The organism is Mesorhizobium sp. B2-8-1, assembly GCF_006440955.1.
In the GTDB taxonomy this organism is placed as follows: domain Bacteria; phylum Pseudomonadota; class Alphaproteobacteria; order Rhizobiales; family Rhizobiaceae; genus Mesorhizobium.
Genome location: NZ_VFTX01000002.1, coordinates 614800 through 640980, shown reverse-complemented (window position 1 = coordinate 640980; position 26181 = coordinate 614800). Strand labels below are relative to the sequence as shown.

The following is a 26181-nucleotide window of genomic DNA, read 5'->3' as shown; positions in this document are numbered from 1 at the left end:
CGGCATGGGCGCGACGCATGAGACCGACTATCTGCTGAAACGGCTGCGGCCGACGACACCGGCCTTCGATGCGCTGATGGAAGAGAGCCGGCGGGAAGGCTACTGGATGCTGGTGCGGCTCCGCGACGGCTGGACAAGCGGCCGCAACAAGTTCCTGAAACACGGCGAGGCACTGTTCGGGGCATGGCACGGCGGCGAACTCGCCGGCGTGTGCGGGCTGAACATCGATCCCTATTTCGAGGGCAGGAACCATGGCCGGGTCCGGCATTTGTTCGTCGGCGCGCGCCATCGGCGCACGGGCCTTGGCCGCATGCTGGTCGAGACCGTTGTCGACAGGGCACGCCACTATTTCGCCGTGCTCAACACCCGTGCGCCGCAGGAAGCCTTCGGCTTCTATGAGCGGCTTGGCTTCGCGCCGGTGGCGGGCGAAGAATTCGTCACGCACCGGATGATCTTCGAGAAAGGAGGTTGAAAATGTCCCTGCGCCCGCCGTCCCGTCTGACCAGCGCCTCGGCCGCCGAAGCCGCCTTCGACGCGCTCGGCCATGAAGTCCTCGCCGAGAAGGCGGCGGCACTCGGCCGCGCCGGACAACGCGTCGAAGAAACGCTGGCCCGGCTGCGCAACAATGGCGACGAGCAGTTGCGTCCCCGGCTGCTCAAGGAGGCGGCGGTGGCGGTGCATGGCTACTTCATCCAGCGCGAACTGTGCGGCCTTCGGAAGCACGATGCCGTCATCCGCGAATACAACATCCCGAAGGCCGTTCTGGTCAGGCTTGGCGCGATGTAAGGCTGGCGCTTGCTGCACCGATCTCTCTGTGGAATCTCGCCAGGCGGGCGGCGAGCGCCTCCGGGTTCTCATCGGCGATGAAGTGCCCGCTGTCGGCAATGATGTCGCCCTCGATATTCGAAAGCCCGGCGGCCCTGAGGCCCTCGACATAGTCGCCGACATCGCCGGACTCGGCCGAGCCCCTGAGATACAGCACCGGAATCGCTGTCGGCGTCGCGGGCCGCGCGGCATTGGCTTTGGCATCTTCGGGGAAGGCGCGATACCAATCGAAACCGGCCTGGAGGCTTTCAGGCCGGGAATAGGCTCTCGCATAGATTTCCCTGGCCTGCGCCGGGATCGATGTCCGATCCTTCGAAAGCACATTGAAGAAGAAGTCGAAATAGGTGCTTTGGTGGCCGCTCACCAGCGTTTCCGGCAGCGCCGGGACGGCATGGAAGGCAAAGTGCCAGATCCGCGGATTGCGAATGACCTCTTCCCATGGCGCGACACCCGGAACAGCGACATCCATGATCGCCGCGCCGGAAAGGATCTCGGGATGGTCGCGCAGCAGGGCGAACACGATCTGGCCCCCGACATCATGACCGGCCGCCAAGAGGTGCCGCAGCCCGCAGGCCTCGGCAACGCCTCTCATCAGCCTCGCCAGAGTTCTCTTGTCGCCGGCCTCAGGCATGCCTTGCGAGCCGCCGATGCACGGCAGGTCAGGTGCGACGACACGGTACTCGGCAGCCAGCCGGCCGATCACCCCTTCGAACGCATAGGAGCTTTGCGGCCAGCCGTGCAGCAGCAGGAATGCAGGCGCTTCAGCCGGGCCCGCCTCGCGGATCGCTATGCTAAGCCCTTCGATTTCGATGTTCGAGGTTTGCATGTCCTGACCCTGCCGGCTGCCTATGCCATAGATCTAGGCGGCGATCGGAAGACCGACAGGGCTGGATTGTTTGACCCGTTTGCGGACGGAAACCGTTTCATACTTTTCCAGGAATTGCGCTTTTCCAGGAATCACCTGATCCTGGATCACTCCAGCCACTGGGTAATGAAAGTGCCGTTCTCGTGGATGTCGGTCGTCTCCAGCGGGCCGGGGCCGAGATTGGTGAATTTGTGCGGCGTGCCGGGCGGCACGATGACGATCTGGCCGGCGGAGGCCTCGATCTCCTCACCGCCGACCGTGAACAGGCCGATGCCCTGGCGGATGATGAAGATCTCGGCGTAGGGATGGGAATGCAGGCGCGGTCCGCCGCCGGTCTCCGGCAGGTAGTTGAAGATCAGGCAGGAGTTGGAACCGTAGGGGGCACATTGCAACTCGCCCTTCCAGCGGTCGGGGCGAACAGCCCATTCCTCGCGGTCTATGACATGCGACATGGGGGCAGGATAGACCCCCCGGAGCCAGGTGTCGAGGCGAAGGTGGCCCCCGGATTCGCTACTGTTTCCCGGCTGTTTGGCGGTGTTTCACGGTCATCCGCCGTCTTGTCGCGCGGTGCCGGATTTCGTCCCCGCGACAATCTGCCCTTGTGCCTTCACCCGTCTGGACAAAAACGGGCTTCACGCATAAACCGAAGTCCAAATGCCGGAGGAGTTCGCTAGCCTGTTCGCCATGCGCTGTCGGGTTGGCGTGAATGAGCGGGGAACAAGGCTCGCCCACCGGCACGGAAGAGGCGAAAGGATCAGGCACCCGTGAGCGCAACCGACACCCAGGATCCCAACCGTCGAGATTTTCTCTACGTCGCCACCGGCATGGCCGCCGTGGTCGGCGCCGGCGCCGTCGCGTGGCCGTTCATCGACCAGATGCGCCCCGATGCCTCGACGCTGGCGCTCGCCTCGGTCGAGGTCGACGTCTCCTCGCTGACGCCGGGCATGTCGCTGATCGTCAAGTGGCGCGGCAAGCCGGTCGTGGTGCGCAACCGCACCGAAAAGGAGATGAAGGACGGCGAGGCCGTCAATCTCGCCGATCTCAAGGATCCGATCGCCCGCAACGCCAACCTGCCGGCCGACGCGCCGGCGACCGACGCCAACCGCACCACGCCCGGCAAGGAAGCCTGGATGGTGATGGTTCAGGTCTGCACGCATCTGGGCTGCATTCCGCTCGGCCAGGAAGGCGATTTCGGCGGCTGGTTCTGCCCGTGCCACGGTTCGCAATACGATACCGCCGGCCGCATCCGCAAAGGCCCGGCGCCCGAGAACATGGCTGTGCCGGTATTCAAGTTCATTTCCGATACCAAGATCCTTATCGGTTGAGGCAGGGGATATTTCGATGAGCGAGGGACACTCGACCTATACGCCCAAGACCGGTATCGAGCGCTGGTTCGATGCGCGCATGCCTCTGCCGCGGCTGATCTATGACAGCTTCGTCGCCTATCCGGTGCCGCGCAACCTCAACTATGCCTGGACCTTCGGCGGCATCCTGTCGATCATGCTGGTGGCGCAGATCCTGACCGGGATCGTGCTGGCCATGCACTACACGTCCGACACCAATCTCGCTTTCGATTCAGTCGAAAAGATCATGCGCGACGTGAATTCCGGCTGGCTGCTGCGCTACATGCATGCCAACGGCGCGTCGTTCTTCTTCGTCGCGGTTTACATCCATATCTTCCGCGGGCTCTATTACGGCTCCTACAAGGCGCCGCGCGAGCTGCTGTGGATCCTCGGCTGCATCATCTACCTCCTGATGATGGCGACCGGCTTCATGGGCTACGTGCTGCCGTGGGGCCAGATGAGTTTCTGGGGCGCCACCGTCATCACCGGCTTCTTCAGCGCCATTCCACTGGTCGGCGACTGGATCCAGCAGCTTCTGCTCGGCGGTTTCGCGGTCGACAATCCGACCCTCAATCGCTTCTTCGCGCTGCATTACCTGCTGCCGTTCATGATCGCCGGCGTGGTCGTGCTGCACATCTGGGCGCTGCACGTGGTGGGCCAGTCGAACCCGACCGGCATCGAGGTGAAGTCGAAGACCGACACCGTCGCCTTCACCCCTTACGCGACCATCAAGGACGCGTTCGGCATGATCGTGTTCCTGTTCTTCTTCGCCTATTTCGTCTTCTACCTGCCGAACTATCTCGGCCACCCCGACAACTACACGGTCGCCAACCCGCTGAAGACGCCGGCCCACATCGTTCCGGAATGGTACTTCCTGCCGTTCTACGCGATCCTGCGCGCCATCACCTTCAACATCGGGCCGATCAACTCCAAGCTCGGCGGCGTGCTGTGCATGTTCGGCGCCATCGCCATGCTGTTCCTGGTGCCGTGGCTCGACACCTCCAAGGTGCGCTCGGCGGTCTACCGGCCCTGGTACAAGCTGTTCTTCTGGCTGTTCGTGGCCGATGCCATCCTGCTTGGCTGGCTGGGCTCGCAGCCGGCGGAAGGCAGCTACGTGTTCATGGCGCAGATGGCGACGCTGTTCTACTTCGCCTTCTTCCTGATCATCATGCCGGTGCTCGGCCTGATCGAGACGCCACGCAGGCTGCCGAACTCGATCACCGAGGCGGTGCTCGAGAAGAACAAGGGCGGCAGCGGGCATCCGGCGGGCGCCACGGCCGCACCTGAGACCAAGGGCTGAGCGGTAGAGAATCTAAGGGGATTTGGCATGAAAAAGATTCTCACCTCGTTTGCGCTGATCGGCCTTGTGGCCGCCGGCCTTGGGGCCACGGGCACCTGGGCGACCGCGGCCGAAGAGGCGCATAACGCGGCGGCGCCGACGCATTTCCCGATCAACGAACCGAAGGAAATGGACTGGAGCTTCACCGGCCCGTTCGGCACCTACGACAAGGCGCAGCTGCAGCGCGGCCTCAAGGTCTACAAGGAAGTCTGCTCGGCCTGCCATTCGATGAACCTGGTGGCATTCCGCACGCTTTCGGACCTCGGCTATTCCGACGCACAGATCAAGACGCTGGCGGCCGAGTACACCATCCATGACGGCCCCAACGACGCCGGCGACATGTTCGACCGTCCCGGCAAGCCGTCGGACCATTTCCCGGCGCCGTTCGCCAATGAGGAAGCCGCGGCAGCCTCGAATGGCGGCGCAGCCCCGCCCGACATGTCGCTGCTGGCCAAGGCGCGGGGCGTGGAGCGCGGCTTTCCGCAGTTCGTCTTCGACATCTTCACCCAGTATGATGCCGGCGGCCCTGACTACATCCACTCGCTGCTGACCGGCTACGACCAGACGCCTCCGGCTGGAATGGTCATCCCGGAAGGCACGCACTACAATCCGTACTTCATGTCCGGCGTGTCGCTGAAGATGCCCAAGCCGCTTTCCGACGGCCAGGTGACTTATGACGACGGCGCGCCGCAGACCGTCGACCAGTACTCCCGCGACGTCGCCGCTTTCCTGGCGTGGGCGGCTGAGCCGCATATGGAAGCCCGCAAGAAAACCGGCTTCCGGGTGCTGGTGTTCCTGCTCCTGTTCGGCGCACTGGTCTACATGACCAAGCGCAAGGTTTGGGAAGCAGTCGCGCACTAAGCCGCGCGGCCGGAGATTGAAGAAAGGGCGCCCGCGAAGCGCCCTTTTTGCTTGCCGAAGAGGCTGGCGCGTGAGGTGATCGCTTTGTTGTCGAACAAGCCGGTTGGCAGCGCGGCAGGCGATTGCTATTCGACGCCCCGACGGCGGCGAAAGCTTTGCCGCCTATAGGGCGTTTGGGGTTCCATGATGCGGCTCAGCGACTGCCACAACTTCTCCGATTTCCGCCGCATGGCGCAGCGGCGGCTGCCGGGGCCGATCTTCAACTACATCGACGGCGCGGCGGACGACGAGATCACCTATCGCCGCAACACCGAGAGCTTCGAAACCTGCGATCTCGTTCCCAACGTGCTGCGCGGGGTGAACGAGATCGACATGTCGGTGACCGTCATGGGCCAGAAGCTGGCGATGCCGTTCTACTGTTCGCCGACCGCTCTCCAGCGGCTGTTCCACCATCAGGGCGAACGGGCGGTCGCCAGGGCCGCTGCAAAATACGGCACCATGTTCGGCGTTTCCTCGCTCGGCACGGTCAGCCTTGAGGAAGTGCGAAAAATCAGCAGCGGCCCGCAGGTCTATCAGTTCTACTTCCATCGCGATCGCGGCCTCAACCGGGCGATGATGCAGCGGGCACGGGAGATCGGCGTCGAAGTGATGATGCTGACCGTCGACAGCATCACCGGGGGGAACCGCGAGCGTGACAAGCGCACCGGTTTTGCGATTCCCTTCAAGCTCAACATGGCGGGAATGGCGCAGTTCGCGATGAAGCCTGCCTGGGCGATCAACTATTTCACGCATGAGGCGTTCAAGCTGCCGCAACTGGACGAGCATGTCGACATGGGCGGCGGCACGATGTCGATCAGCCGCTACTTCACCGAAATGCTCGATCCGTCGATGACGTGGGACGACGTCGCCGAGATGGTGAGGCTTTGGCCGGGACGGTTCTGCCTCAAGGGCGTCATGTCGGTGGAGGATGCCAGACGCGCCGTCGAGATCGGCTGCAAGGGCATCGTGCTGTCGAACCATGGCGGCCGGCAACTGGACGGTTCGCGCGCGGCTTTCGACCAGCTCGCCGAGATCGTCGATGCGGTCGGCGACCAGATCGACGTCATCATGGATGGCGGCGTGCAGCGCGGCACGCATGTGCTCAAGGCGCTGTCGCTCGGCGCCAAGGCCGTCGGCGTCGGACGCTACTATCTGTTTCCGCTGGCGGCGGCGGGCCAGCCGGGCGTCGAACGCGCACTCGAGCAGATGCGCATCGAGATCGAACGCGGCATGAAGCTGATGGGGTGCAGCTCGATCGAACAGTTGACCCGCCGGAATTTGCGTTTTCGGTGATGGCCATTGCTTCGATGCGAAAGATCGCAGCGCAGGCAGAGGCAAGCCTTTGGATGTATGCGCTCCTTTTGCCGGATGCGCTTGTCTCGGCCGCCACATCGCGCTAGCCGTTGTCGGTCGCGCCGGGATAGGATTTGGCGCTGCGCCATTTCACGCCTTTCCGCCGAAACTGGACCACCCGGAGCCGCCTCATGAAACCTTCGCTCGAAGACACGCTGCTGGCGGCGATCCGCACTATCCCGGACTATCCCAAGCCCGGCATATTGTTCCGCGACATCACCACGCTGCTCGGCAATGCGCGCGCTTTCCGCCGCGCCATCGATGAGCTGGTGCATCCCTATGCCGGCGAGAAGATCGACAAGATCGCCGGCATCGAAGCGCGCGGCTTCATCCTCGGCGGCGCCGTCGCCCATCAGCTCTCGGCCGGCTTCGTGCCGATCCGCAAGAAGGGCAAGCTGCCTTACGAGACGGTGCGCGTCGCCTACAGCCTGGAATACGGGCTGGACGAGATGGAGATGCACAAGGACGGCGTGTCGCCGGGCGAGAAAGTAATTCTGGTCGACGACCTGATCGCCACCGGCGGCACGGCGGAGGCGGCGGTGAATCTCCTGCGCCAGATCGGCGCCGATATCCTTGCCGCCTGCTTCGTCATCGACCTGCCGGATCTCGGCGGCCGCGCCAAGCTGGAAGCGCTCGGCGTGCCGGTGCGGACGCTGATCGGGTTCGAGGGGCATTGAGAGAACAGTTCTTCCTGGGGAGAAGGAAGAGGCGCCTACTCCACCTTGACCAGCACGGCGCTCTCGAACTCCAGTACCTTGTCGCCGGTCGAATCGAAGGCTTCCGAGCGCAAGGTCAGCACCCGCCAGCCCGGACGTGAGGCGATCGGGCGGTGGGAAAGGGCGGTGCGGGTGAAGGTCACGGTCTGCCCGGCATAGACCGGCTTCAGCCATTTCAGGTTCTTGAAGCCAGGCGAGGGGCCGAATTCGGGCGTCGGGCCAGGGCCGGTCCACTCGGCGTCCATGCGGGTTTCGAGGTTGAGCTTCATCCAGGTGGCGGCGGTATGCCAGCCGGACGCACACAGCCCGCCCAGCACGCTCTTCTTCGCGGCATCCTCATCGACGTGGAAGACCTGGGGGTCGTATTTGCGGGCGAAGGCCTTGATCGCCTCGGCTTCGAACGTATGCGAGCCCAGCGTGACGGTGGTGCCGACGCGGAAGAATTCGTCCAGCATCATGCAAGGCTCCCTGCGGCATTGCGCGTGAGGAACATGACGGAATTCTCGAGCTCGAAGACGCTTTCGCCGCGCTGGTTGAGCAGCTCGCTGCGCATGGTCACGAAGCCGAGCTGCGGCTTCGATTTCGAAGGACGCTTGGCCAGGACGACGAGGCTGCCGTTGAGCGTGTCGCCGGCCAGCACCGGCTTCTTCCATTTGACCTGATCGACGCCGGGTGCGCCCTGGCAGGTCGAGTCCAGCAGGAAGGCATCGCATAGCATGCGCATGAACATGGCGCAGGTATGCCAGCCCGAGGCCGAGAGGCCGCCCAGGATGCTTGCCTTGCCGGCCTCCTCGTCGAGATGCATCGGCTGGGCATCGAATTCGCTGGCGAACTCGATGATCTCGGCCGCGCTCACCTGTTTGGTGCCGAGGTCGAACGAGGCTCCTTCGACGAAGTCCTCATAGGCCCATGTCTTTCCAGTCATGGCGTGGAATCCGGTTGCAGAACGCGCGATCCACATGGATCGGCAAACCCGGATGCAGGCCGGACGGCGTTTGGTCAAGCCCTTTCTGGTGAGCCAGCCGCGGGCGCCCGGCCGGCCGTTGCGATCACAGCCAGCCGCGGCGGCGGAAATACCAGAAGGGCAGGATCGCCGAGAGGACCATCATGGCGATCGCGAACGGATAGCCGAACTCCCATTTGAGCTCGGGGATGACGTCGAAATTCATGCCGTAGATCGAGGCGACCAGCGTTGGCGGCAGGAAGATGACGGCGGCGACCGAGAAGATCTTGATGATGGCGTTCTGCTCGATCGAGATCATGCCGAGCGTGGCGTCAAGCAGGAAGGAGATCTTCTGCGACAGGAAGGTGGCGTGGTCGGCAAGAGAAAGCACGTCGCGCGACAAGGTCTTGATACGGGCGCGGACGTCCTTGCTCATCTTGGCCTGGGTCGCGACATGGGCGAGGAAGCCGGCCAGCCGCTGCAAGGAGATCAGGCTGTCGCGCACGGAGGAAGCGATGTCCTCCTTGCGGCCGATGCCCTTCAAGAGTTCCTGGAAATCACGGTTGCGCTTCGACACCTTGGTCGATCGCGCCTCGAAAATGTCGCGCGAGATCGCTTCGACGTCGCGGCCGGCGCGCTCGAGGATGTCGGCGAGCCGGTCGACGATCGCTTCCAGCAGGCCGATCAGGATGGTGTCGCCGCTGGTGCAGCCAGTCGCCACCTTCTCGGCGCGCAAAGGGAAGGTCTTGAACGCTTTCGGTTCGTGATAGCGCACGGTGACCAGCCTATTGCCGGCGAGCGCGAAGGTGACCGGCGAGATCAGGGGATCGTCGACGTCGGTCTGGGCGGGCAAGGTGGCGGTCATGAAGTAGGCGCCGTCCTCGATATAGAGGCGGCTGGAAATCTCGATCTCCTCCATCTCCTCGCGGGTCGGAATGGCGATGCCGAGCCAATTCTCGATTGTAGCCTCTTCGTCCTTGGTCGGATTGAAGAGATCGGCCCAGACGACCTTGTCGCCATTGGCCAGGAGATCGTCCGTGAGACGCAGGCGATCATTGTCCACGACGAAAGCCTTGATCATCGCCAGATCTCCTTGCCGGAAAGCGCGTTCGGATTGCTGCGTCGTATCGGATCGCACTAGCCTTCGTGCGCCGAGCCTGTGCCCGCCGCTTAGACTTGCGGCATGACAAAATCAAGACAAGCCGGACTTGGGGCCGACACCAGGGGCGCTCAGAAAAATTCGTCGAGCAGCCGGCAGCATGAAAGCTTCGACGGGTCGGGTCATCGACCGCGCTTCGGGCTTATCGAGGAGAGCAGGCCGGACCCGCGGGGGCCGGCCTGCGAATGCCCCTATCGGGCGCTCGGCAGGATCTGGTGCAGCACGATGGCCCAGACGGCGCCAAAGGCGATGGACGAGCCCAGAATGTACTGCACGATATCGGGAAGCGTCTTGACGAAATCCGGCGGCGCAAGCGTAGCAAACAGGGCCATCAGGATCGGCAGGCCGACGACCAGCATGTTCCTTTCCGTCAGCGGCGTGCCGCGCACGACGCGGAACCCGTTCATGGCGATGACGACGCAGAGCACGCCGAACACGCCGCCGATGACCGGGCCCGGGATCGAGGCGATCACCGCCGACAGTTTGCCGATCAGTCCGAACAGGATCAGGAAGATGCCTGCCGCGGCGAAGGCGGCGCGGCTGGCGATACCGGTGATGGCGATGATGCCGGCATTCGACGAATAGCCGGTGACCGGCGTGCTGCAAAGCAGTGCGCTGACCAGGCAGCCGAGGCCTTCGCCGGTGGCGCCCCTGTCGAGCTGTTCGTTCGACAGGGGCTTGTCGATGACGGCGCCGACCGCGAACCAGGTGCCGGTGGTTTCGGCGAGGACCACGATATAGACGATGAGCATCGTGAGCGTCGCCGAGAGCGAGAACGTCACGTCAAGATTGAGGAAGGAGATGCGCGGCATCGAAAACCAGGTCGCCTCGGAGACCGCTCCCATGTTGAGTTGGCTCATGGAGGCGGCGGCCACGCAGCCGGCCACAAGTGCGATGATTACGGAGAGCAGGCGCAGCCAGGCGCCCTTTGCGCCGAGTGCCATGCCGGTCAGCATGCAGCCGACGAGCACCGCCGCCGCAACAAAGGCAAGGATGATATTGCCGCCGACGGTGGCCGTGCCGTGGACCGCGAACACGCTTTCGCGGAGTGCGACCGGCATCAGCGCGATGCCGACGACGATGATGATGGCGCCGCCGACGATGGGCGGAACAAAGCGGTCCACCAAGCGATGGAAGATTCCCGTGGGCGAACCGAGCAGCATGACCAGTATGGCGCCGGGAATGAGCGCTCCGATCACCGCGGAAAGACCGGCAATGCCGCCGCCGGCGCCGAAGGCGATAGCCAGCACCGCGCCGATCGGCACAAAAGACGGCCCCTGCACCACCGGCAGGCGCATCAGAAGCTGCGACTGGATCAGGGTGGCGATGCCCGCCGCGACGAAGGCCGACTGGATGAAGGCGCCGGCATCGCCCGCGCTGAAGGCCAGGACCGATGCGATGATGAACGGCACGATGTAAACATCCATCGCCAGCACGTGCTGGAGGCCGAGCAGGGCGGCCTTGCCCAGTGGCAGCGGATCGTCCGGCTGAGCAATCAAAGTGATTTCCGGTGCAGTGCGTTCCATGATGTCCCCTCTGGAATTTCCCGGCCGATCATGGGATCAGTCGGCGCCAAAGGACAGCGGCGCAAAGGTTTGCCAACTGTTTTCTTGCGCGCCATGCAATAACGGCCACACGCGCCAGCGCAACCGGAGCGATCCATGACAAGAGAGGCCTTCACGCTGCTTGGCACCGCCTTCCACACGCCGGAGCGCGGCCGGCTGGAGGTGCTGAAGGACCATCTGATCAGCATCGATGCACAGGGACGGATCGCGGAGATTCTCGCACCCGGCCATCCCGAATACGCGGCGAGGAAGACCGATGCCCGCCAGGCGGGCAGCCTAGTGGAGCTCGGCGAAGGCCAGTTCCTGCTGCCCGGCCTGATCGACCTGCACATCCACGCGCCGCAATGGCCCCAAATGGGCAAGGCACTGGACGTGCCGCTCGAGGTCTGGCTGCAAAAATATACGTTTCCGCTCGAGGCGCGCTATGCCGACACCGGCTACGCCCGCGAGGTCTATGCCGACCTGGTCGACAATCTTCTCGCCAACGGCACCACCACGGCGCTCTATTTTGCCACCGTCCATGTCGAGGCCAGCTTGGCGCTTGCCGAGATATGCCTCGAAAAGGGCCAGCGCGCTTTGGTCGGCAAGGTGGCGATGGACGATCCCGAGCAGTGCCCGTCTTTCTATCGCGATGCCGACGCGGCAAGCGCCATTTCCGACACCAGACGCTTCATCGAGGCGGTCAGATCGTTGGATACCGGCGAAAGACCGCTGGTCCGGCCGGTGATCACGCCGCGCTTCATCCCAAGCTGCACGGATGCGGCGCTGCAAGGCCTGGGCGAACTCGCAACGGAATTTAGCTGCCACGTGCAGACACATTGCTCGGAGAGCGATTGGGCAAGGCAATTCGTCGAGACGCGCTTTGGCTGCACCGACGCGGCGAGCCTCGACGGTTTTGGCCTGCTGACGCGCCACACCATCCTGGCGCATTCGAACTTCATCGACGGGCGGGATATGGACCTCATCAAGGGGAAGGGGGCTGGGGTCGCGCATTGCCCGCTGTCCAACTTCTATTTCGCCAATGCGGTGTTTCCGCTGCGCGACGCACTTGACCGGCACATGCATGTCGGGCTCGGGACGGACATTTCCGGCGGCTACAGCCCGTCGCTCTTCGACGGCTGCCGGCATGCGCTGTCAGCCTCGAGGACGCTGCAGAGCGGCGTCCATGCCGGCATGGACGCAGCGCAGCGCGGCGCGCCCGGCGCGCCGATCACGCATCAGGAGGCGTTCTGGCTGGCCACCGCCGGCGGTGCCGAAGCGCTCGACCTGCCGACGGGCAGCTTTCGCGTCGGCCATGAATTCGACGCGCTGCTGATCGACACGACGGCGAAGGCCTCGAACATCCACATCATCCCGGCGGACGACACGCTCGACGATGTCTTCCAGAAGATCGTGCTCAACGCGGCACGCGCCAACATCGCCACGGTGTGGGTGAGCGGAAGGACGGGGGCCGGGCAGTAGCCACGTCGCAGTCGCAGATCTGGCCCTATGCGCGCGATGGTTCCTCGGTAAGAGATTGTTTTTGCACCTTCAGCAACATGTCCTTGGCAGCGATCACCGCGCCGACCGTGATCAGGACGCAAGCGAGCGCAACAGACCAGTGAAAGATACCGAATCCGGCCAGCAGCAGCACGATCACCGAGAACAGCGGCGCGGCATAGGAAAGCGCGCCCAGGATCATGATGTCTCCATGCTTGCAGCCATAGTCCCATGCGTAGAAGCCGGCGCCGAGCGGTATCACGCCTAGAATGACGATAGCGCTCCATTGCGTCATTGTCTGCGGCCAGACAGTGATCTCGAGCGCGAGATGGAGAGTGAAGGCCACGGCCGCGGTGATCAGGCAGTACACCGCCACCACATCGGTCGGCACCTGGCCGAAACGGCGCGACAGGACGGAATAACCGGACCAGACGAAGGCGCAGAACAGGGCAATGACGTGGCCCGGCTTCACGCCGTCAGCAAGGCCCACGCTGCCGCCTTTGGTGATGACGACGATGGCACCCGCCAGGCCGAGCATCACACCGGCTATGTGGTGAGACCTCAGCCGCTCTCCCGGCAGGAAAGCGGCGAAGACGACGATCAGCAATGGCCAGAGATAAGCAATCAGGCTCACCTCGACCGGCGGGGCGGACTGGATGGCGAAAAAGTACGCGCAGTGATAGATGCACAGCCCTGCCGTGCCGATTGCCCAGACCTGCCATGGCTGCCGCAGCGACTTGAGCGCCGACGGGCGGACAATCCAGCTGGCCGCCCCGACTGAGCCTCCCAGCAGAAACGTCATTGCCGCCAATTGAAAGGGCGGGATCGGCCCCGCGGCGGTCGAAAGCAGCGCGAGGAACGACCAGGTCAGAATGGCCGAGAAACCGATCAGGGTCGGGATGGTCCTTTTCATATGGTCCCCTTCCGCGTTCACTGAGCCAATAGCGGAAAGGCCTAGCGAGGGCAGCCCGTGCACGGCCTTACCCTGTCGGGAATGCGACCCGGCCTGGTCTGTTCACGCTCCGGTCTGTGGTCCCTGCGGAGATGACCGAAGGATCACGTATTAAACTTGAACAGCATGATGTCGCCGTCCTGGACGACATACTCCTTGCCTTCGTCGCGCGCCTTGCCGGCTTCCTTGGCCGCTACTTCGCCGCCCAGCGTGACGAAATCATTGTAGGCGATGGTCTGGGCGCGGATGAAGCCGCGCTCGAAATCGGTGTGGATGACGCCGGCGGCCTGCGGCGCCTTGGCGCCCTTGTGCACAGTCCAGGCGCGCGTCTCCTTCGGCCCGACGGTGAAATAGGTGATGAGCTGCAACAATTCGTAGCCGGCGCGGATCACCTTGTTCAGGCCGGGCTCGTCGAGGCCGAGCGAGGACAGGAATTCCATCTCTTCCTCGTCGGAGAGCTGCGCAACCTCGGCTTCGATCGCGGCCGAAATAACGACGGTGCGTGCGCCCTGCGCGGCGGCCATCTGCTCCACGGCCCTGGTGTGCTCGTTGCCGGTGGCCGCGTCAGCCTCGGCGACGTTGCAGACGTAGAGCACGGGATGCGAGGTCAGAAGGTTCAAGCCTTGCAGAATGCGCAGGTCTTCCGCCGAGATGCCGTTGAGCAGGATGCGGGTCGGCTTGCCTGCCTGCAGAAGCTCAAGCGCTGCCTCCATCATCGGCAGCACGGTCAAGGCTTCCTTGTCCTTGCCGGACGCGCGCTTGCGGAATTGCGCGATGCGGCGTTCGAGGCTCTCGAGGTCGGCGAGCATCAGCTCGGTCTCGACCGTCTCGGCGTCGGCGACCGGGTCGATGCGGCCCTCGACATGGGTGATGTCGTCATCCTCGAAGCAGCGCAGCACATGCACGATGGCATCGACCTCGCGGATGTTGGCGAGGAACTGGTTGCCCAGGCCTTCGCCCTTCGAGGCGCCGCGCACCAGGCCGGCGATGTCGACAAAGGAGATGCGGGTCGGGATGATCTCCTTCGACTTGCCGATCGCGGCGATCTTCTGCAGGCGCGGATCGGGCACCGCCACCTCGCCGGTGTTCGGTTCGATGGTGCAGAACGGGTAGTTGGCGGCCTGCGCGGCGGCCGTCCTCGTCAGCGCGTTGAAAAGCGTCGACTTGCCGACATTGGGCAAGCCAACGATGCCGCATTTGAAACCCATTTTGTCCGGTCCTATCGGGAATTTGAGATTTGGTGAGGGCTATGGGCGATAGGGGTGATGAACGTCAAGCCCTGTAACGCCGTATGGACCCGAGCTCAGTCCTTGTTGCCGAACAGCTTCTTCAGCATGGCGGCCATCGGGCCGCTCTCCGGCAGCTTGGCGGGCGCCTGTTGCGGCCGTGCCTGGCGGATGTGGCTTTGCTGCTTGGGCGCCGGCTTTTCCGGTTCCACGCCGGCCTTGCCCTGAAGGGCGAGGGCGGCCTTGTTCATGAAGCCGGATTCGTCGCCCTTGACGATCATCGCCGCGTTGTCGGCGACCGCGTCGAGCAGCGGGTCCAGCCAGTCGCGGTCGGTCTTGCCGAAATCGCCGAGTACATGATGCTGCACCATCTCCTTGACGCCGGGATGGCCGACACCGATGCGCACACGCCGATACGCGTTGCCGACATGGCCGTCGATCGAGCGGATGCCGTTGTGGCCGCCGGCGCCGCCGCCGGTCTTGATGCGCAGCTTACCTTCGGCAAGGTCGATCTCGTCGTAGAAGACGGTCAGCGCCCCGGGGCCGAGCTTGTAGAAGCGCAGCGCTTCGCCGACCGACTGGCCGGACAGGTTCATGAAGGTCTGCGGCTTGATCAGGATGATCTTTTCACCGCCGAGCGTGCCCTCGGCGATCAATCCCTGTAATTTCTTAGACCAGGGCGAAAAGGAGTGGCGGCGGGCGATCGCGTCCACCGCCATGAAGCCGACATTGTGCCGGTTGGCGGCATATTTCGCGCCCGGATTGCCGAGGCCTGCAAAGACAAGCGGCATCGTCAGCTCCGGGCGTGAAAAAGTTACTTCTCTTCGGCGGCGGGAGCCGCCTCAGGTGCAGCCTCGACCGTCTCTTCCGTCTCCGGCTTCATCGCCGACGAACCGGCGACGGTCGCGATGGTGAAGTCGCGGTCGGAGATGACGGGCTTGACGCCGGCCGGCAGCTTGACCGACGAGATATGGATCGAATCGCCTATGTCGGCGCCGGTGAGATCGACGGTAATGAATTCCGGGATCGCATTGGCCGGGCAGTGGAACTCGACCTCGTGACGCACGATGTTGAGCACGCCGCCGCGCTTGATGCCGGGCGACTTGTCCTCGTTGATGAAGTGGACAGGCACGTCGACATTGACCTCGGTGTCCTTGCCGATGCGCAAGAAGTCGACATGGACAGGGAAATCCTTGACGGGGTCGAGTTGGAAGTCCTTCGGCAGGACCTGGATCTTCTTGCCGTCGACATCGATCGTGGCGATCGTGGTCAGGAACCCGCCGCCGTGGATCTTGTAGTAGATGTCCTTGTAGGTGAGAGCGATCGCCAGGGGAGGCTGCTTGTCACCGTAAATTACTGCAGGCACTTTACCGTTGCGGCGAACTGCACGGGCGGACCCCTTACCGACCTGTTCGCGCGCTTCGGCCTTGAGCTCGTAAGTATCGTGGCTCATGGCACTTCCTTTCGCGTTGTTCTGGAGCGTTTGCGGTTGGCAATGGGCCTGGACCGTAAACGTCGAAAGCCGCCGGGTGAGGCGGCCTTCCGCCGCGTTGCCTCCAAGGGTGTCTACGCGGGTGGCGGCTCTATAGCGGAAGGCGGCCGGAGGTGCAAGCCAAAGGCAGTCATCCAAAGGCAATGGTCCGGGACGGGACGCCTCGCCCGGCCGAAAGCGCTCGAGGCTTCACGCCGGCGCCGGTCCAAGGTTGTCACTGGAGCGGTTCAGCGTCGATAGGATCGCCGACCCGCTCCAGTTCTTTGTCTTAGGCAATTGCCCGGGAAGGCGCTACGCACTTTCTCCGGGAAAACCGCTGCACATTTTTCCTGGAATTGCCCTATCCGCGCTTTTCGATGACGCCATACAGCACGTTGCGGTTTTCGCCAAAGAACACCTGCGCCTCGACGGTGTTGCGGTCGACGCTGGCATTGATGATGTTCCACATGTCGGCCTCGGAGCGCAGCAGCAACACCCAGTCCATGAACGTTTCCCTATAGCCGGCGTCGGGATTGCCCTCGGCGTAGTTGGCAAAAAGGAACCTGCCGTTCGGCTTCAGCATCTGCAGGCAAGTCTTCGTGAGTTTCACGGCGACGTTGTGCTGGAGGTAGTCGTAAAGACCGGAGGCGTAGATGAGGTCGAACTTGCCCAGCTTGTGGCCCCTGGTGAGCACAGTCCGCACCGAGCCGTCGACGGCCTCGACCGCGGTGCCCTGGAAGTCTCGCGCGATCAATCCAACGCTCTGGGGATCCTGATCGAGCGCAACCCAACGCTTGAGGCGGCCCTCAGCCAAGGCGGTCGAACGATTGGCCTCGCGCAAATGACCGGCGGCGATCGCCAGGACCTCGGCTTGCGGTCCGCTCTTGTCCGCCGTCTCGTCGACATACCGGGTCAAGAGATCGCGCCGTTCCCGCGCCGCCACGCAGGACGGTACGTCCTTGGTATGGCTGTAGAGTGCCTTCCCTGTGTCCGAGGCGCTCGCCACGCTTTCGGCCACGTGCGGATCACAATAGATGTAGTCAAGCAACTGCGCGTCGCCGGAATAGCCCCTGGGCTTGGTGAATGACCACCGGGTGAGCGGGTCCTGGAGAAAGTAGTCAAGGATCGGATGGTTCTGCGCCACCGGGATCAACGACTGCCAAACGTCGGGGTGAACCTTGGCCCGCAGGGCGTTAAGATAGGACAGCAGGCGACGAACGATCTCGGCAGGGTCTTTCTCTTCCTCGACCTGCTGGTGTGTCGCATGGAGAATGAGCGCGAGTTCCGCGCGGGCGGTTTCGAACGCCTCGCCGTGATGCTCCGGCTTTCTTCGAGGAAAACTGCCGGCAATCATCTCGGCAGTAATCAGGCTTTTGCCATCAAAGACACTTTGCACTCGAGCACTCCATAGTTAACAGTCAGTTAACTTATTGCGTACAATGCTCGATTTGCCAATGTCGTCCCGAACGCATTTTAACGGTATGCTTAATTTCCCGCCAACCATGTTCGCGCGTTAAAACCTGCCGCATTGGATTCCCGGCCTGAATTAACCGAAATTTGTTTCGCGCCGTTGCATTGTCGTGCGAGGTGCGCAGTCGCCGTCGCGTCCAAGGAGTTGGCCCGCGTGGGGGCAGAAGCCAAAAAAGAACTTGGAACGCAAAATCCCCTTCAACCAGGATTTGTCGAGAGCGAACGCGTGTCATCCAGACTGGCCGACATGGCGCATGTAGAGCCGTACGAAGCCCGCTACGAGCCGGGGCCCGACGAGCTCCGCGTCCTTTACCGAAGGGAAGCCCAGGCGAAGCGAAGACTGGAAGCCCGGCCTGGGCTTTGGATCGCCGTGGCCATCTATCTCCTGTTTTCGGCAACGGATCTGCTGCTGATCCCGGACGTGGCGGCCTATACGATCATGGCGCGCTTCGCCGTCGGCGTGACCGCACTGTCGATCCTGGAGGCGCAACTTCGCCGGGGAGTGGCCACGGAATGGCTCGACGTGACTTGCGCCGGGGCCATCATTTTCGGCTATATCGGCTGGTTGTTCCCGGCCTTTATGAGCGCGGACAAGGAAAGCGTCGCCTACTATATGGTATTCGGCACCATCTTCATGATGAGTGCAAATCTATTCTTCACATTCAGTTTCAATCTATCGATCGTGACATCAACCATCATCATGTGTGTCTTGTATGCCGTGAATTATTTTGTGCCCGCCACGGTAACATACAAGATGGTATTTGGCGCCTTCTACGTTTCGTGTTTCACATTCACGTCCTATGTGAACTGGAAGCTGAACGAGGAGCGCTACAACGTCTTCCTGAACGCGCTGGAAGCCAAAATCCAGCACAAGGAAGCCACCGAACGCGGCAAGGCCCTGCTGCGGCTGTCGCGGACCGATCCGCTTACGGGTCTGGAGAATCGACGGGCGATCGATGAAAAGCTCAGGGACTACTGGGGGGAGTGGCAAAGGGTCGGTACCAGTTTCGTGGCGATGCTCATCGACGTGGACTTCTTCAAGAAGTTCAATGACTGCTACGGCCACCAGGAAGGCGACCGTTGCCTTATCCATGTCGCCAATGCCCTCCGGGATATGATCAGGGAATACAATGGCTCGATCGGCCGCTACGGCGGTGAAGAATTCATCGTCCTGGCCCGCATGGAGAACAAGGATCAGATCATAGATATCGCGGAAGCCATTTGCCGCACCGTCGAGAACCTGGCGCTTACCCACGAATTGCGGCGCGACGGTATCTCGGTTGTGACGGTAAGCGTTGGCGCTGCATTCACCAGGACGCAGACCGGTGCCAAGCTGGAGAAGATCATCCACGAGGCCGATCGCGCACTCTATCTGGCAAAGGCAGGCGGTCGAAACTGTGCCCGGCTGTTCGACCCAACCGATCCCCAGAGCAGCGACGAGAGCGAGAACATTGCGGCTTTGCTGAAGATCGCGATCGGCCAGGATCTCGTTTCACTCGTTTATCAACCTATCCAGGATGTCGCGACGGACCGGGTTGAAGCGGTGGAGGCCCTGATGCGCCTCAAAATGCTGGACGGCACATCGGTTCCGCCGAGCCTGTTCATTCCCGTAGCGGAGCGAACCGGCGCCATCCTGGAACTCGGGCGCTGGGCCATCAGGACTGTTTGCGCCGAGCTCCTGGCGCACGATCATGTGCGCGTCGTCAGCGTCAACGTCTCTCCGATTCAGCTCAAGACCCCCGGCTTCGCGGCGTCGGTCGCGACCATCCTGGGCGAGACCGGCGTAACCGGCAACAGGCTGGCCTTCGAGATCACCGAGGGGCTGGAGATGGAGATGCACTCGGACATTCTTCGCTGCATCAGCGACCTGAAGCTGCTGGGGATCAAGATCTGGCTTGATGATTTCGGCACCGGCTTCGCTGGCCTCTCGTGGCTTCGCCTGATCGATTTCGATACGGTGAAGATCGACCGCTCCTTCCTTCACGACTGCGCCACCCCGAACGGCAAGGCAATGCTCCAGGACATTGTCGCCCTGGTCCGAAACCGCGGCCACAAAATCCTGGTCGAAGGGGTGGAAACGGACGAGCAGATGGCTCTCATGCGCGAATTCGGCATCGACAAGGTCCAGGGTTTTCATGTCGGCCGTCCCGCTCCGGCCGGGAGTTTCCAGGTTAAACGGACCGTCAAGCGCCCATTCACCGTGCTGAAATCCGCCTGATCAGTCTTGGCTCAGGTCCCGCCGACCCGCACGGCGGGTCGTCGATTTGATCCTCGCCCCGCACAATTCACCGTCGGAACGGCTGCCAGGCGCGGGTGTGGCCAACGATCGCTCGTCAACGCCGCGCACAGCGCCTGGATCTCTCGGTTCAGGCATCGAGTTCGGCCAGCGTCATGCCCGAGCGTTCGGTCGGGGTCTCATTCGGGCGTTGCAGTGGACGGGCAGCTTGCGGCGGCGGTCGGGTCGACCTGTATCTGTCGCTCGTCGGCCTGGCGTCCGAGAATGGCGACGCCCTTGGCCGAAACCGCGCATCTGCCGAACCACTGAAGGGCGCCGCGGCGCAAACTCAATCTCTCTATTCCGCCAGTTTTGAAATCTTCTCGCTCATTTAATTCTACAAAATCGGTAGTCTTAATGAATAAGGACCGCGAGGAGAGCCCGATGACGAACAAGCTGGTGGTGGGAATATCCGGCAACCTGACCCGCCCATCGAAGACCAAGGCCTTTATCAGCCATATCGCCGGCGAGACGGCGAACCGCATCGGGGCGACCTCGGCTATATACGACATTGAAAATCTCGGTCCGTCGCTGCCCGCGGCTCGGCGCCTCGGCGATCTCGATCCGGCGGCCCGCGCCATCATCGAACAACTGGTCGGCGCCGACGTGCTGGTCGCGGGGTCGCCGACCTTCAAAGGCAGCTATACCGGGCTCTTCAAGCATTTGTTCGATCTGCTCGATCCGTCGTCGCTGCGCGGAAAACCGGTCATCCTTGCCGCGACGGGCGGCGGCGAACGCCACTCGCTGATCGTCGAACATCAGCTGCGGCCGCTGTTCGGTTTTTTCGAGGCGCTGACCGTGCCGACCGCGATCTACGCATCGGACAAGGATTTCGCCGACGGCGTCCTGGTGTCGGAGGCCATCCATGCCCGCGCCCGGCAGGCGGTTGCCGAGGTTTCCCGCGTCGTCGGGACGGCACGCAGCGTCGGCCTCGCCGCCTGAACTCCAAATGGTTTTCGAACAGAGGGACCCAGCCATGACCATCAAATCAAGACAGATCAAGCTCGGCGCCTTTCTACCCGGTGGCGGCCAGCATGTCGCCGCGTGGCGCCATCCCGACGCTCCGGCCGACGGCGCGACCAATTTCGAGTTTCACAAGCAGCTCGCGCTGACCGCCGAACGGGGCCTGTTCGATGCCTATTTCCTCGCCGACAACCTGACGGTCGGGCTTGGCGCCCGCGAAGGCGGCAACGCCAAGATCGCGGGTTTCGAACCAGTGACGTTGTTTGCGGCGCTGGCGCCGCTGACGACGCATCTCGGATTCATCGCCACGGCCTCGACCACCTATGAGGAGCCCTACACGCTTGCCCGTAAATTCGCCTCGCTCGACCTCTTGTCGAATGGCCGGGCCGGCTGGAACGTCGTCACCTCGGCGGGCGACGACACGGCGCGCAACTTCAACCGCGACATCCAGCCCAACCATGCCGAGCGCTACGCACGAGCGCATGAGCATGTCGAGACGGTCAAGGCGCTGTGGGACAGCTGGGAGGACGACGCCTTTATCCGCGACAAGAAAACGGGCCGCTTCTACGACAAGGACAAGCTTCACGACATCGACCACAAGGGTGAGCATTTCAGTGTCAAAGGGCCGCTCAACGTGCCCCGCCCGGTGCAGGGCCACCCCGTGGTCGTGCAGGCGGGCCAGTCCGAGGATGGGCGCAAGCTCGCGGCCGCCTCGGCCGAGGTCATCTTCACCGCGCATCAGAACCTTGCCTCCGCGCAGGAATTCTATCGCGACATCAAGGCCCGCGTGGCGGCGGCCGGGCGCGATCCCGAACAGGTGCTGATCATGCCGGGCGTGGCGCCCTTTGTCGGCCGCACCGAAGAAGAGGCGCGAGCCAAGTATCAGCAATTGAACGACCTGATCCTGCCCGAGGACGGCGTCGCGCTGCTTAACGGACTTGCCGGGCAGACGCTCGATCTCAGGGGCTATCCGCTCGACGGACCGCTGCCGCCGAGCCGCGAAACCGAAGGCATGAAGAGCCGCCAGGCGCTGATCCGCCAGATCGCCGACGAGCACAACTTCTCCATCCGCCAGCTCTATCAATGGGTCGCGACCGCACGAGGCCACTACACCGTGATCGGCAGCGCCATTCAGGTCGCCGACCAGCTGGAGGAATGGTTCAGCAACGAAGCCGCCGACGGGTTCAACATCCTGCCGCCATGGCTGCCCGGCGCGCTAGACGATTTCGTCGACCTGGTGGTCCCCGAATTACAGCGGCGCGGCCTGTTTCGTACCGCTTACGAGGGCAGGACGCTGCGCGAGAATCTTGGCCTCAAGCGGCCGCAGAACCCCTGGACGGTTGCCCGTTCGACCGTGCTCGCCGCCGAATGATGCGTTGAAGCGAAAGGCATGACGATGACTTTGCAGCACATTGAACGGCCGACCGGCATCGGCGCGCATGAAAACGGCAACGGGCTCGGCGCCGATATTCTGAGCCTGGCTGGCCGAACCCTCACGCGTCTGCTGTCGCGCTATGGCGTGCTTTTGGGGTTCCTGGCGCTCTGGCAGGCGGCGGCGAGTGGCGGCTGGGTCAATGCCGCGGTATTGCCGCCGATCGACATGATCGTCGTAGCGCTCTGGAAGGGCCTCGCCGGGGGCAGCCTGCTCGGCGACATCGCCATCAGCCTGCAGCGCGCCGGCCTCGCCTTCGCCGCGGCGGCTACGGTCGCCATCCCGCTCGGCCTCGTCATGGGTCAGACCCGCAGCGTCGAGACGGCGCTCGATCCGATCCTGCAACTGTTCCGGCAGACCTCGGCCCTGGCGCTCTATCCCGTCTTCATCCTGCTTCTGGGGCTAGGCGAAGCCTCCAAAGTGTTCGTCATCTTCTGGGCAACGCTGTTTCCGCTGCTGCTCAACACGATCAGCGGCGTCAAGGAGGTCGATCCGAAGCTGCTCGAAATGGCGCGCGTCTACGGCGCCCGGCGGCTGACCATATTCCGGCGCGTCGTGCTGCCGGGCGCCGTGCCTTCGATCTTCGTCGGGTTGAGGCTCGGCGCGACCACCGCGCTGCTGCTGCTGATTGCCTCGGAAATGATCGGCGCCAACAAAGGCATCGGCTTCCAGGTGATGAACGCGCAGTACAATTTCCAGATCCCGCTGATGTTCGCGTCGATCGTCATCCTGGCCGCGCTCGGCCTGATCGCGAACCAGGTGCTGGTCAGCCTGCAGCGGCGGCTTTGCCGCTGGAGCAGTTCCGCCGGCTGAACAGCCGCCCCCATCATCGTCATTTTTGAAAAGTGAAAGGCCGGATCATGACCATCACACGCCGCTCGCTGCTTCTGCGCGCCCCTCTTGCCGCCGGCATCATCGCCGTCGGGCTACCATCGATCGCGCGCTCGCAGGCCGCTTCCGTCAAGATACGCTATCTCGCCAGCCGCGGCAGCATCTCGCCGCATGAGCTTGCCGACCAACTCGGCTACTTCAAGGGCCTCGGCATCGAGCTCGAGAATGTCGGCTATGCCGGCGGCGGCCCGGAATCGCTGTTTGCGCTCGCCTCCGGCAGCGTCGACCTGGGTTCGGCCGCCACGCCGGCCGTGATCAACTCGATCGCCGGCGGCAACGACTTCGTCGCCGCCTATCCGAGCAACGGCATCAACAGCCAGGTCAAAAGTGTTTTCTATGTGCTGGAGGACAGCCCGATCAGGTCGATCGCGGACGTCGCCGGCAAGACGATCTCGGTCAACACGCTCGGCGCCCATCTCGACTACGCGGTGCGTGAAGCGCTGCACAGCGTCGGCCTGCCGCCGGACGCCGCCAAGCTCGTCGTGGTGCCCGGGCCGCAACTCGAGCAGACGTTGCGCTCGCATCAGGTCGATGTCGCCGGGCTCGGCTACTGGCAGGCGACTTTCGCCGGTGCCCTGGTGGCCAATGGCGGTGTGCGCGGCGTGTTCAACGACGCCGACGTGCTGGGCGAGATCGCTGGCGGCTTCGTCGTGCTGCGGCGGGATTTCATCGTCGCCAATCGCGACGCCGCCAAGAACTTCGTCGAACAGTCCGCGCGTGCGGCCGACTGGTCGCGACAGAATCCCGACGAGGCGCGCAAGGTGCTGGCCGAAATCCTCGACAAACGCGGCGAGAACGGCGAACTGGCGCGCTACTGGACGGGTTTCGGCCTGCGTGAGAAGGCGGTGGCGACCGACCGCGACATCGACTTCTGGGTGGCTGTGCTCGAGCGCGACGGCCGCCTGCCGAAAGGCAAGCTCAAGGCTGCCGACATCCTCTACCGACCAGGCGAAAGCAAGACCAATTGAGCAAGGAGGCACCCAGCATGGCCACCGCACGCGGCGAGGTCACGATCCGCGACCTGTCGAAGTCCTTTGCGCTCGGCGGGCGCTCGCTCGCCGTGCTGCGTTCGCTCAATCTCGACATCCGCTCCGGCGAGTGCCTGGTCATTGTCGGCGCCAGCGGATCGGGCAAGACGACATTGCTGCGCATCCTTGCCGGGTTGGAAACCGCCGACGAAGGCGCCGTTGCGATCGACGGCAAGCAAATAAAAGGCGTCGGCGCGGAGCGGGCGGTGATCTTTCAGGAACCGCGCTTGCTGCCCTGGCTGAGCGTGCTTGGCAATGTCGCCTTCGGCCTCGAAGTTCGCGGCGTGCCCAAGGCGCAGGCCGAGCAGAGGGCGCGCTTCTACATAGCGCTGGTCGGTCTTGCCGAGTTCAGCGATGCTTACCCGCGGCAGCTTTCGGGCGGCATGGCGCAACGCGTCGGCATCGCCCGGGCGCTGACGGTGCAGCCCGAGATCCTGCTGCTCGATGAGCCGCTCGGCGCCCTCGACGCCATGACCAAGATCTCCATGCAGGAGGAACTGGCGCGCATCTGGAGCGAGGAAAACGTCACCATGGTCATGGTCACCCACGACCTGGAGGAGGCGATCTATCTCGCCGACAGAGTGCTGATCCTGCCCAAGGAGAAAGGCGGCGCGGCGCGTCTGATCACCGTCGACCTGCCGCGCCCCCGTGATCGCAGCGAAAGCCGCTTCGTGCGCCACCGTGAAGAGTTGCTGCGCGAATTCGGCCTGCACTGAGGCCTCGACGCGCTCGCACGTGTCGAGGCGCTTTCCCAGGCTAGGCCTTCCGTGCTTCCTTCATATTGGGCAGGAACACCGTCAACAGGCCCAGGAACGGCAAATACGAGCAGATCTGGAAGACGAAGTCGATGCCCTTCATGTCGGCCACGATGCCGAGCACGGCTGCCGCTATGCCGCCGACGCCGAAGGCGAAGCCGAAGAAGATGCCGGCGATCATGCCGACGCGGCCCGGCACCAGTTCCTGCGCGAAGACGACGATGTTGGAGAAGGCCGACGACAGGATCAGGCCGATCAGCACCGTCAGCACCATCGTCCATTCCATGTTGGCGTAGGGCAGCGCCAGCGTGAAGGGCAGCACGCCGACGATGGAGAACCAGATCATCGCCTTCTGTCCGTAGCGGTCGCCGAAGGGACCGCCGAGCAGGATGCCCAGCGCCGAGGCGCCGAGGAACAGGAACAGCATGACCTGCGACATCTGCACCGAAACGCCGAACTTATGGATGGCGTAGAAGGTGTAGTAGCTGGATAGGCTGGCGATGTAGGCGTTCTTGGTCAGCACCAGCAGCGTCAGCACGGCCAGGGCCCCCATCACCTTGCGGCGCGGGAAGGGCGAGACGAAACTGGACGTCTTGCGGTTCGCCTGCGTGGCGCGCAAGCGGCTGTACCAGCCGCCGACCTGCCACAACACGACGATGCCGATCAGCGAGCCGACGGCGAACCATGAAATGCTGGTCTGGCCGAAAGGCACGACGATGAATGCCGCCAGCAGCGGTCCCATGGACTGGCCGAAATTGCCGCCGACCTGGAACAGCGACTGCGCCAGGCCGAAGCGGCCGCCTGAGGCGAAGCGGGCGATGCGCGAGGATTCCGGATGGAAGATCGCCGAGCCGATGCCGATCAGCGAAGCGCCGATCAGGAGCAGCGTGTAGTGGCCGGCATAGGCAAGCACGATCAGGCCGATCAGCGAAGAGGCCATGCCGTAGGGCAGGGAATAGGGCATTGGCCGCTTGTCTGTGATCATGCCGATCACCGGCTGCAGCAGCGACGCGGTCACCTGGAAGGTGAAGGTGAGAAGGCCGATCTGCCAGAAATCGAGGCCGTAATTCTCCTTCAACAGGGGATAGATGGCCGATAGCAGCGACTGCATGATGTCGTTGATGCAATGGCAAAAACTCACCGCCAGGATGACGGTGAAGGCCGTCGCCTGGGCTGAAGCATGGCTGGCGGTCGCGGGAGGGGCGACGGCTGTCGTATCGGTCAAGGCAGC

General features: G+C 63.4%; 27 protein-coding genes. 14 read left to right on the top strand and 13 right to left on the bottom strand.

The window, feature by feature from the left end:
• Nucleotides 1-4: 4 nt before the first annotated feature.
• Both FJ428_RS07465 and FJ428_RS07460 read left to right on the top strand, forming a co-directional pair.
• On the top strand, nucleotides 5-472 hold the full coding sequence (locus FJ428_RS07465) for a GNAT family N-acetyltransferase (protein WP_140666062.1): 468 nt from the start codon (nucleotides 5-7) through the stop codon (nucleotides 470-472).
• A gap of 2 nt (nucleotides 473-474) precedes the next feature.
• Entirely contained in the window at nucleotides 475-786 is a 312-nt protein-coding gene (locus FJ428_RS07460; RefSeq protein ID WP_140496039.1) for a DUF6665 family protein, read from the top strand.
• On the opposite strand, the gene FJ428_RS07455 is transcribed toward FJ428_RS07460, so the two are convergent.
• Nucleotides 767-1651, bottom strand: a complete 885-nt coding sequence (locus FJ428_RS07455; RefSeq protein ID WP_140516916.1) for an alpha/beta hydrolase — start codon at nucleotides 1649-1651, stop codon at nucleotides 767-769. The genes FJ428_RS07460 and FJ428_RS07455 overlap by 20 nt on opposite strands.
• A gap of 146 nt (nucleotides 1652-1797) precedes the next feature.
• A complete protein-coding gene (locus FJ428_RS07450; protein WP_140631815.1) occupies nucleotides 1798-2142 on the bottom strand; it encodes a cupin domain-containing protein in 345 nt (114 codons plus the stop codon).
• Nucleotides 2143-2454: 312 nt separating this feature from the next.
• On the opposite strand from FJ428_RS07450, the gene petA reads away from it, so the two are divergent.
• The 5 genes from petA to FJ428_RS07425 all read left to right on the top strand — a co-directional run bounded on the left by petA (nucleotide 2455) and on the right by FJ428_RS07425 (nucleotide 7302).
• Nucleotides 2455-3015, top strand: a complete 561-nt coding sequence (gene petA / locus FJ428_RS07445) for a ubiquinol-cytochrome c reductase iron-sulfur subunit (protein WP_140496036.1) — start codon at nucleotides 2455-2457, stop codon at nucleotides 3013-3015.
• Between the two features lie 16 nt (nucleotides 3016-3031).
• On the top strand, nucleotides 3032-4333 hold the full coding sequence (locus FJ428_RS07440; RefSeq protein ID WP_140496035.1) for a cytochrome b N-terminal domain-containing protein: 1302 nt from the start codon (nucleotides 3032-3034) through the stop codon (nucleotides 4331-4333).
• A gap of 27 nt (nucleotides 4334-4360) precedes the next feature.
• Nucleotides 4361-5233, top strand: a complete 873-nt coding sequence (locus FJ428_RS07435; protein WP_140516912.1) for a cytochrome c1 — start codon at nucleotides 4361-4363, stop codon at nucleotides 5231-5233.
• Between the two features lie 186 nt (nucleotides 5234-5419).
• On the top strand, nucleotides 5420-6565 hold the full coding sequence (locus FJ428_RS07430) for an alpha-hydroxy acid oxidase (protein WP_181167253.1): 1146 nt from the start codon (nucleotides 5420-5422) through the stop codon (nucleotides 6563-6565).
• A 191-nt stretch (nucleotides 6566-6756) separates the two neighbouring features.
• Nucleotides 6757-7302 (top strand): adenine phosphoribosyltransferase, encoded by a 546-nt coding sequence (locus FJ428_RS07425; RefSeq protein ID WP_140496033.1) that lies wholly within the window; start codon nucleotides 6757-6759, stop codon nucleotides 7300-7302.
• 35 nt (nucleotides 7303-7337) lie between these two features.
• Here FJ428_RS07425 and FJ428_RS07420 read toward each other — a convergent pair whose 3' ends face one another.
• The 4 genes from FJ428_RS07420 to FJ428_RS07405 all read right to left on the bottom strand — a co-directional run bounded on the left by FJ428_RS07420 (nucleotide 7338) and on the right by FJ428_RS07405 (nucleotide 10969).
• Entirely contained in the window at nucleotides 7338-7799 is a 462-nt protein-coding gene (locus tag FJ428_RS07420) for a MaoC family dehydratase (protein ID WP_140516910.1), read from the bottom strand.
• Nucleotides 7796-8266, bottom strand: a complete 471-nt coding sequence (locus FJ428_RS07415; protein ID WP_140879171.1) for a MaoC family dehydratase — start codon at nucleotides 8264-8266, stop codon at nucleotides 7796-7798. The genes FJ428_RS07420 and FJ428_RS07415 overlap by 4 nt, the downstream gene beginning before the upstream one ends.
• A 124-nt stretch (nucleotides 8267-8390) precedes the next feature.
• Nucleotides 8391-9365 (bottom strand): magnesium/cobalt transporter CorA, encoded by a 975-nt coding sequence (gene corA / locus FJ428_RS07410; protein ID WP_140496030.1) that lies wholly within the window; start codon nucleotides 9363-9365, stop codon nucleotides 8391-8393.
• Between the two features lie 269 nt (nucleotides 9366-9634).
• On the bottom strand, nucleotides 9635-10969 hold the full coding sequence (locus FJ428_RS07405) for a solute carrier family 23 protein (protein ID WP_140879169.1): 1335 nt from the start codon (nucleotides 10967-10969) through the stop codon (nucleotides 9635-9637).
• Nucleotides 10970-11104: 135 nt separating this feature from the next.
• Between FJ428_RS07405 and guaD the strand changes: the two genes are divergently transcribed.
• Complete coding sequence (gene guaD, locus FJ428_RS07400) at nucleotides 11105-12469, top strand: guanine deaminase (protein WP_140879167.1); 1365 nt, start codon at nucleotides 11105-11107, stop codon at nucleotides 12467-12469.
• A 25-nt stretch (nucleotides 12470-12494) separates the two neighbouring features.
• On the opposite strand, the gene FJ428_RS07395 is transcribed toward guaD, so the two are convergent.
• The 5 genes from FJ428_RS07395 to FJ428_RS07375 form a co-directional block, all read right to left on the bottom strand.
• Entirely contained in the window at nucleotides 12495-13400 is a 906-nt protein-coding gene (locus FJ428_RS07395; RefSeq protein ID WP_140524960.1) for an EamA family transporter, read from the bottom strand.
• A gap of 143 nt (nucleotides 13401-13543) precedes the next feature.
• The gene (gene ychF / locus FJ428_RS07390) at nucleotides 13544-14647 is read right to left on the bottom strand and encodes a redox-regulated ATPase YchF (RefSeq protein WP_140496027.1); all 1104 of its coding nucleotides are present in this window, start codon (nucleotides 14645-14647) and stop codon (nucleotides 13544-13546) included.
• 95 nt (nucleotides 14648-14742) lie between these two features.
• Nucleotides 14743-15456 carry an aminoacyl-tRNA hydrolase gene (gene pth / locus FJ428_RS07385; protein WP_140879165.1) on the bottom strand — a complete coding sequence of 238 codons (714 nt, stop codon included), beginning with the start codon at nucleotides 15454-15456 and terminating at the stop codon, nucleotides 14743-14745.
• Between the two features lie 23 nt (nucleotides 15457-15479).
• Nucleotides 15480-16118, bottom strand: coding sequence for a 50S ribosomal protein L25/general stress protein Ctc (locus FJ428_RS07380; RefSeq protein WP_140496025.1), 639 nt, complete (start codon nucleotides 16116-16118; stop codon nucleotides 15480-15482).
• 379 nt (nucleotides 16119-16497) lie between these two features.
• Nucleotides 16498-17532, bottom strand: a complete 1035-nt coding sequence (locus tag FJ428_RS07375; protein WP_140496024.1) for a class I SAM-dependent methyltransferase — start codon at nucleotides 17530-17532, stop codon at nucleotides 16498-16500.
• A gap of 321 nt (nucleotides 17533-17853) precedes the next feature.
• On the opposite strand from FJ428_RS07375, the gene FJ428_RS07370 reads away from it, so the two are divergent.
• Nucleotides 17854-19824: an EAL domain-containing protein gene (locus tag FJ428_RS07370; protein ID WP_140517000.1), complete on the top strand. Its 1971-nt coding sequence runs from the start codon at nucleotides 17854-17856 to the stop codon at nucleotides 19822-19824.
• A gap of 197 nt (nucleotides 19825-20021) precedes the next feature.
• Here FJ428_RS07370 and FJ428_RS30490 read toward each other — a convergent pair whose 3' ends face one another.
• Nucleotides 20022-20174 carry a hypothetical protein gene (locus tag FJ428_RS30490; RefSeq protein WP_181167704.1) on the bottom strand — a complete coding sequence of 51 codons (153 nt, stop codon included), beginning with the start codon at nucleotides 20172-20174 and terminating at the stop codon, nucleotides 20022-20024.
• A 91-nt stretch (nucleotides 20175-20265) separates the two neighbouring features.
• On the opposite strand from FJ428_RS30490, the gene msuE reads away from it, so the two are divergent.
• The 5 genes from msuE to FJ428_RS07340 are packed head-to-tail and all read left to right on the top strand — an operon-like array spanning nucleotide 20266 to nucleotide 24911.
• Complete coding sequence (msuE, locus tag FJ428_RS07360; RefSeq protein WP_140556085.1) at nucleotides 20266-20823, top strand: FMN reductase; 558 nt, start codon at nucleotides 20266-20268, stop codon at nucleotides 20821-20823.
• Nucleotides 20824-20857: 34 nt separating this feature from the next.
• On the top strand, nucleotides 20858-22216 hold the full coding sequence (locus tag FJ428_RS07355) for an LLM class flavin-dependent oxidoreductase (RefSeq protein WP_140649715.1): 1359 nt from the start codon (nucleotides 20858-20860) through the stop codon (nucleotides 22214-22216).
• Between the two features lie 24 nt (nucleotides 22217-22240).
• Nucleotides 22241-23089 carry an ABC transporter permease gene (locus FJ428_RS07350; RefSeq protein ID WP_140496422.1) on the top strand — a complete coding sequence of 283 codons (849 nt, stop codon included), beginning with the start codon at nucleotides 22241-22243 and terminating at the stop codon, nucleotides 23087-23089.
• Between the two features lie 47 nt (nucleotides 23090-23136).
• Complete coding sequence (locus tag FJ428_RS07345) at nucleotides 23137-24135, top strand: ABC transporter substrate-binding protein (RefSeq protein WP_140879161.1); 999 nt, start codon at nucleotides 23137-23139, stop codon at nucleotides 24133-24135.
• Between the two features lie 17 nt (nucleotides 24136-24152).
• On the top strand, nucleotides 24153-24911 hold the full coding sequence (locus FJ428_RS07340) for an ABC transporter ATP-binding protein (RefSeq protein ID WP_140639724.1): 759 nt from the start codon (nucleotides 24153-24155) through the stop codon (nucleotides 24909-24911).
• Nucleotides 24912-24951: 40 nt separating this feature from the next.
• Here FJ428_RS07340 and FJ428_RS07335 read toward each other — a convergent pair whose 3' ends face one another.
• The gene (locus tag FJ428_RS07335) at nucleotides 24952-26175 is read right to left on the bottom strand and encodes an MFS transporter (RefSeq protein ID WP_140666080.1); all 1224 of its coding nucleotides are present in this window, start codon (nucleotides 26173-26175) and stop codon (nucleotides 24952-24954) included.
• Nucleotides 26176-26181: the final 6 nt, after the last annotated feature.

Bases quoted from the DNA above. Each gene is read 5' to 3' on its own strand.
- FJ428_RS07465 (WP_140666062.1), top strand. From the start codon at position 5: ATGGGCGCGACGCATGAGACCGACTATCTGCTGAAACGGCTGCGGCCG.
- FJ428_RS07460 (WP_140496039.1), top strand. From the start codon at position 475: ATGTCCCTGCGCCCGCCGTCCCGTCTGACCAGCGCCTCGGCCGCCGAA.
- FJ428_RS07455 (WP_140516916.1), bottom strand. From the start codon at position 1,651: ATGCAAACCTCGAACATCGAAATCGAAGGGCTTAGCATAGCGATCCGC.
- FJ428_RS07450 (WP_140631815.1), bottom strand. From the start codon at position 2,142: ATGTCGCATGTCATAGACCGCGAGGAATGGGCTGTTCGCCCCGACCGC.
- FJ428_RS07440 (WP_140496035.1), top strand. From the start codon at position 3,032: ATGAGCGAGGGACACTCGACCTATACGCCCAAGACCGGTATCGAGCGC.
- FJ428_RS07435 (WP_140516912.1), top strand. From the start codon at position 4,361: ATGAAAAAGATTCTCACCTCGTTTGCGCTGATCGGCCTTGTGGCCGCC.
- FJ428_RS07430 (WP_181167253.1), top strand. From the start codon at position 5,420: ATGCGGCTCAGCGACTGCCACAACTTCTCCGATTTCCGCCGCATGGCG.
- FJ428_RS07425 (WP_140496033.1), top strand. From the start codon at position 6,757: ATGAAACCTTCGCTCGAAGACACGCTGCTGGCGGCGATCCGCACTATC.
- FJ428_RS07420 (WP_140516910.1), bottom strand. From the start codon at position 7,799: ATGATGCTGGACGAATTCTTCCGCGTCGGCACCACCGTCACGCTGGGC.
- FJ428_RS07415 (WP_140879171.1), bottom strand. From the start codon at position 8,266: ATGACTGGAAAGACATGGGCCTATGAGGACTTCGTCGAAGGAGCCTCG.
- corA (WP_140496030.1), bottom strand. From the start codon at position 9,365: ATGATCAAGGCTTTCGTCGTGGACAATGATCGCCTGCGTCTCACGGAC.
- FJ428_RS07405 (WP_140879169.1), bottom strand. From the start codon at position 10,969: ATGGAACGCACTGCACCGGAAATCACTTTGATTGCTCAGCCGGACGAT.
- guaD (WP_140879167.1), top strand. From the start codon at position 11,105: ATGACAAGAGAGGCCTTCACGCTGCTTGGCACCGCCTTCCACACGCCG.
- FJ428_RS07395 (WP_140524960.1), bottom strand. From the start codon at position 13,400: ATGAAAAGGACCATCCCGACCCTGATCGGTTTCTCGGCCATTCTGACC.
- ychF (WP_140496027.1), bottom strand. From the start codon at position 14,647: ATGGGTTTCAAATGCGGCATCGTTGGCTTGCCCAATGTCGGCAAGTCG.
- pth (WP_140879165.1), bottom strand. From the start codon at position 15,456: ATGCCGCTTGTCTTTGCAGGCCTCGGCAATCCGGGCGCGAAATATGCC.
- FJ428_RS07380 (WP_140496025.1), bottom strand. From the start codon at position 16,118: ATGAGCCACGATACTTACGAGCTCAAGGCCGAAGCGCGCGAACAGGTC.
- FJ428_RS07370 (WP_140517000.1), top strand. From the start codon at position 17,854: ATGGCGCATGTAGAGCCGTACGAAGCCCGCTACGAGCCGGGGCCCGAC.
- msuE (WP_140556085.1), top strand. From the start codon at position 20,266: ATGACGAACAAGCTGGTGGTGGGAATATCCGGCAACCTGACCCGCCCA.
- FJ428_RS07355 (WP_140649715.1), top strand. From the start codon at position 20,858: ATGACCATCAAATCAAGACAGATCAAGCTCGGCGCCTTTCTACCCGGT.
- FJ428_RS07350 (WP_140496422.1), top strand. From the start codon at position 22,241: ATGACTTTGCAGCACATTGAACGGCCGACCGGCATCGGCGCGCATGAA.
- FJ428_RS07345 (WP_140879161.1), top strand. From the start codon at position 23,137: ATGACCATCACACGCCGCTCGCTGCTTCTGCGCGCCCCTCTTGCCGCC.
- FJ428_RS07340 (WP_140639724.1), top strand. From the start codon at position 24,153: ATGGCCACCGCACGCGGCGAGGTCACGATCCGCGACCTGTCGAAGTCC.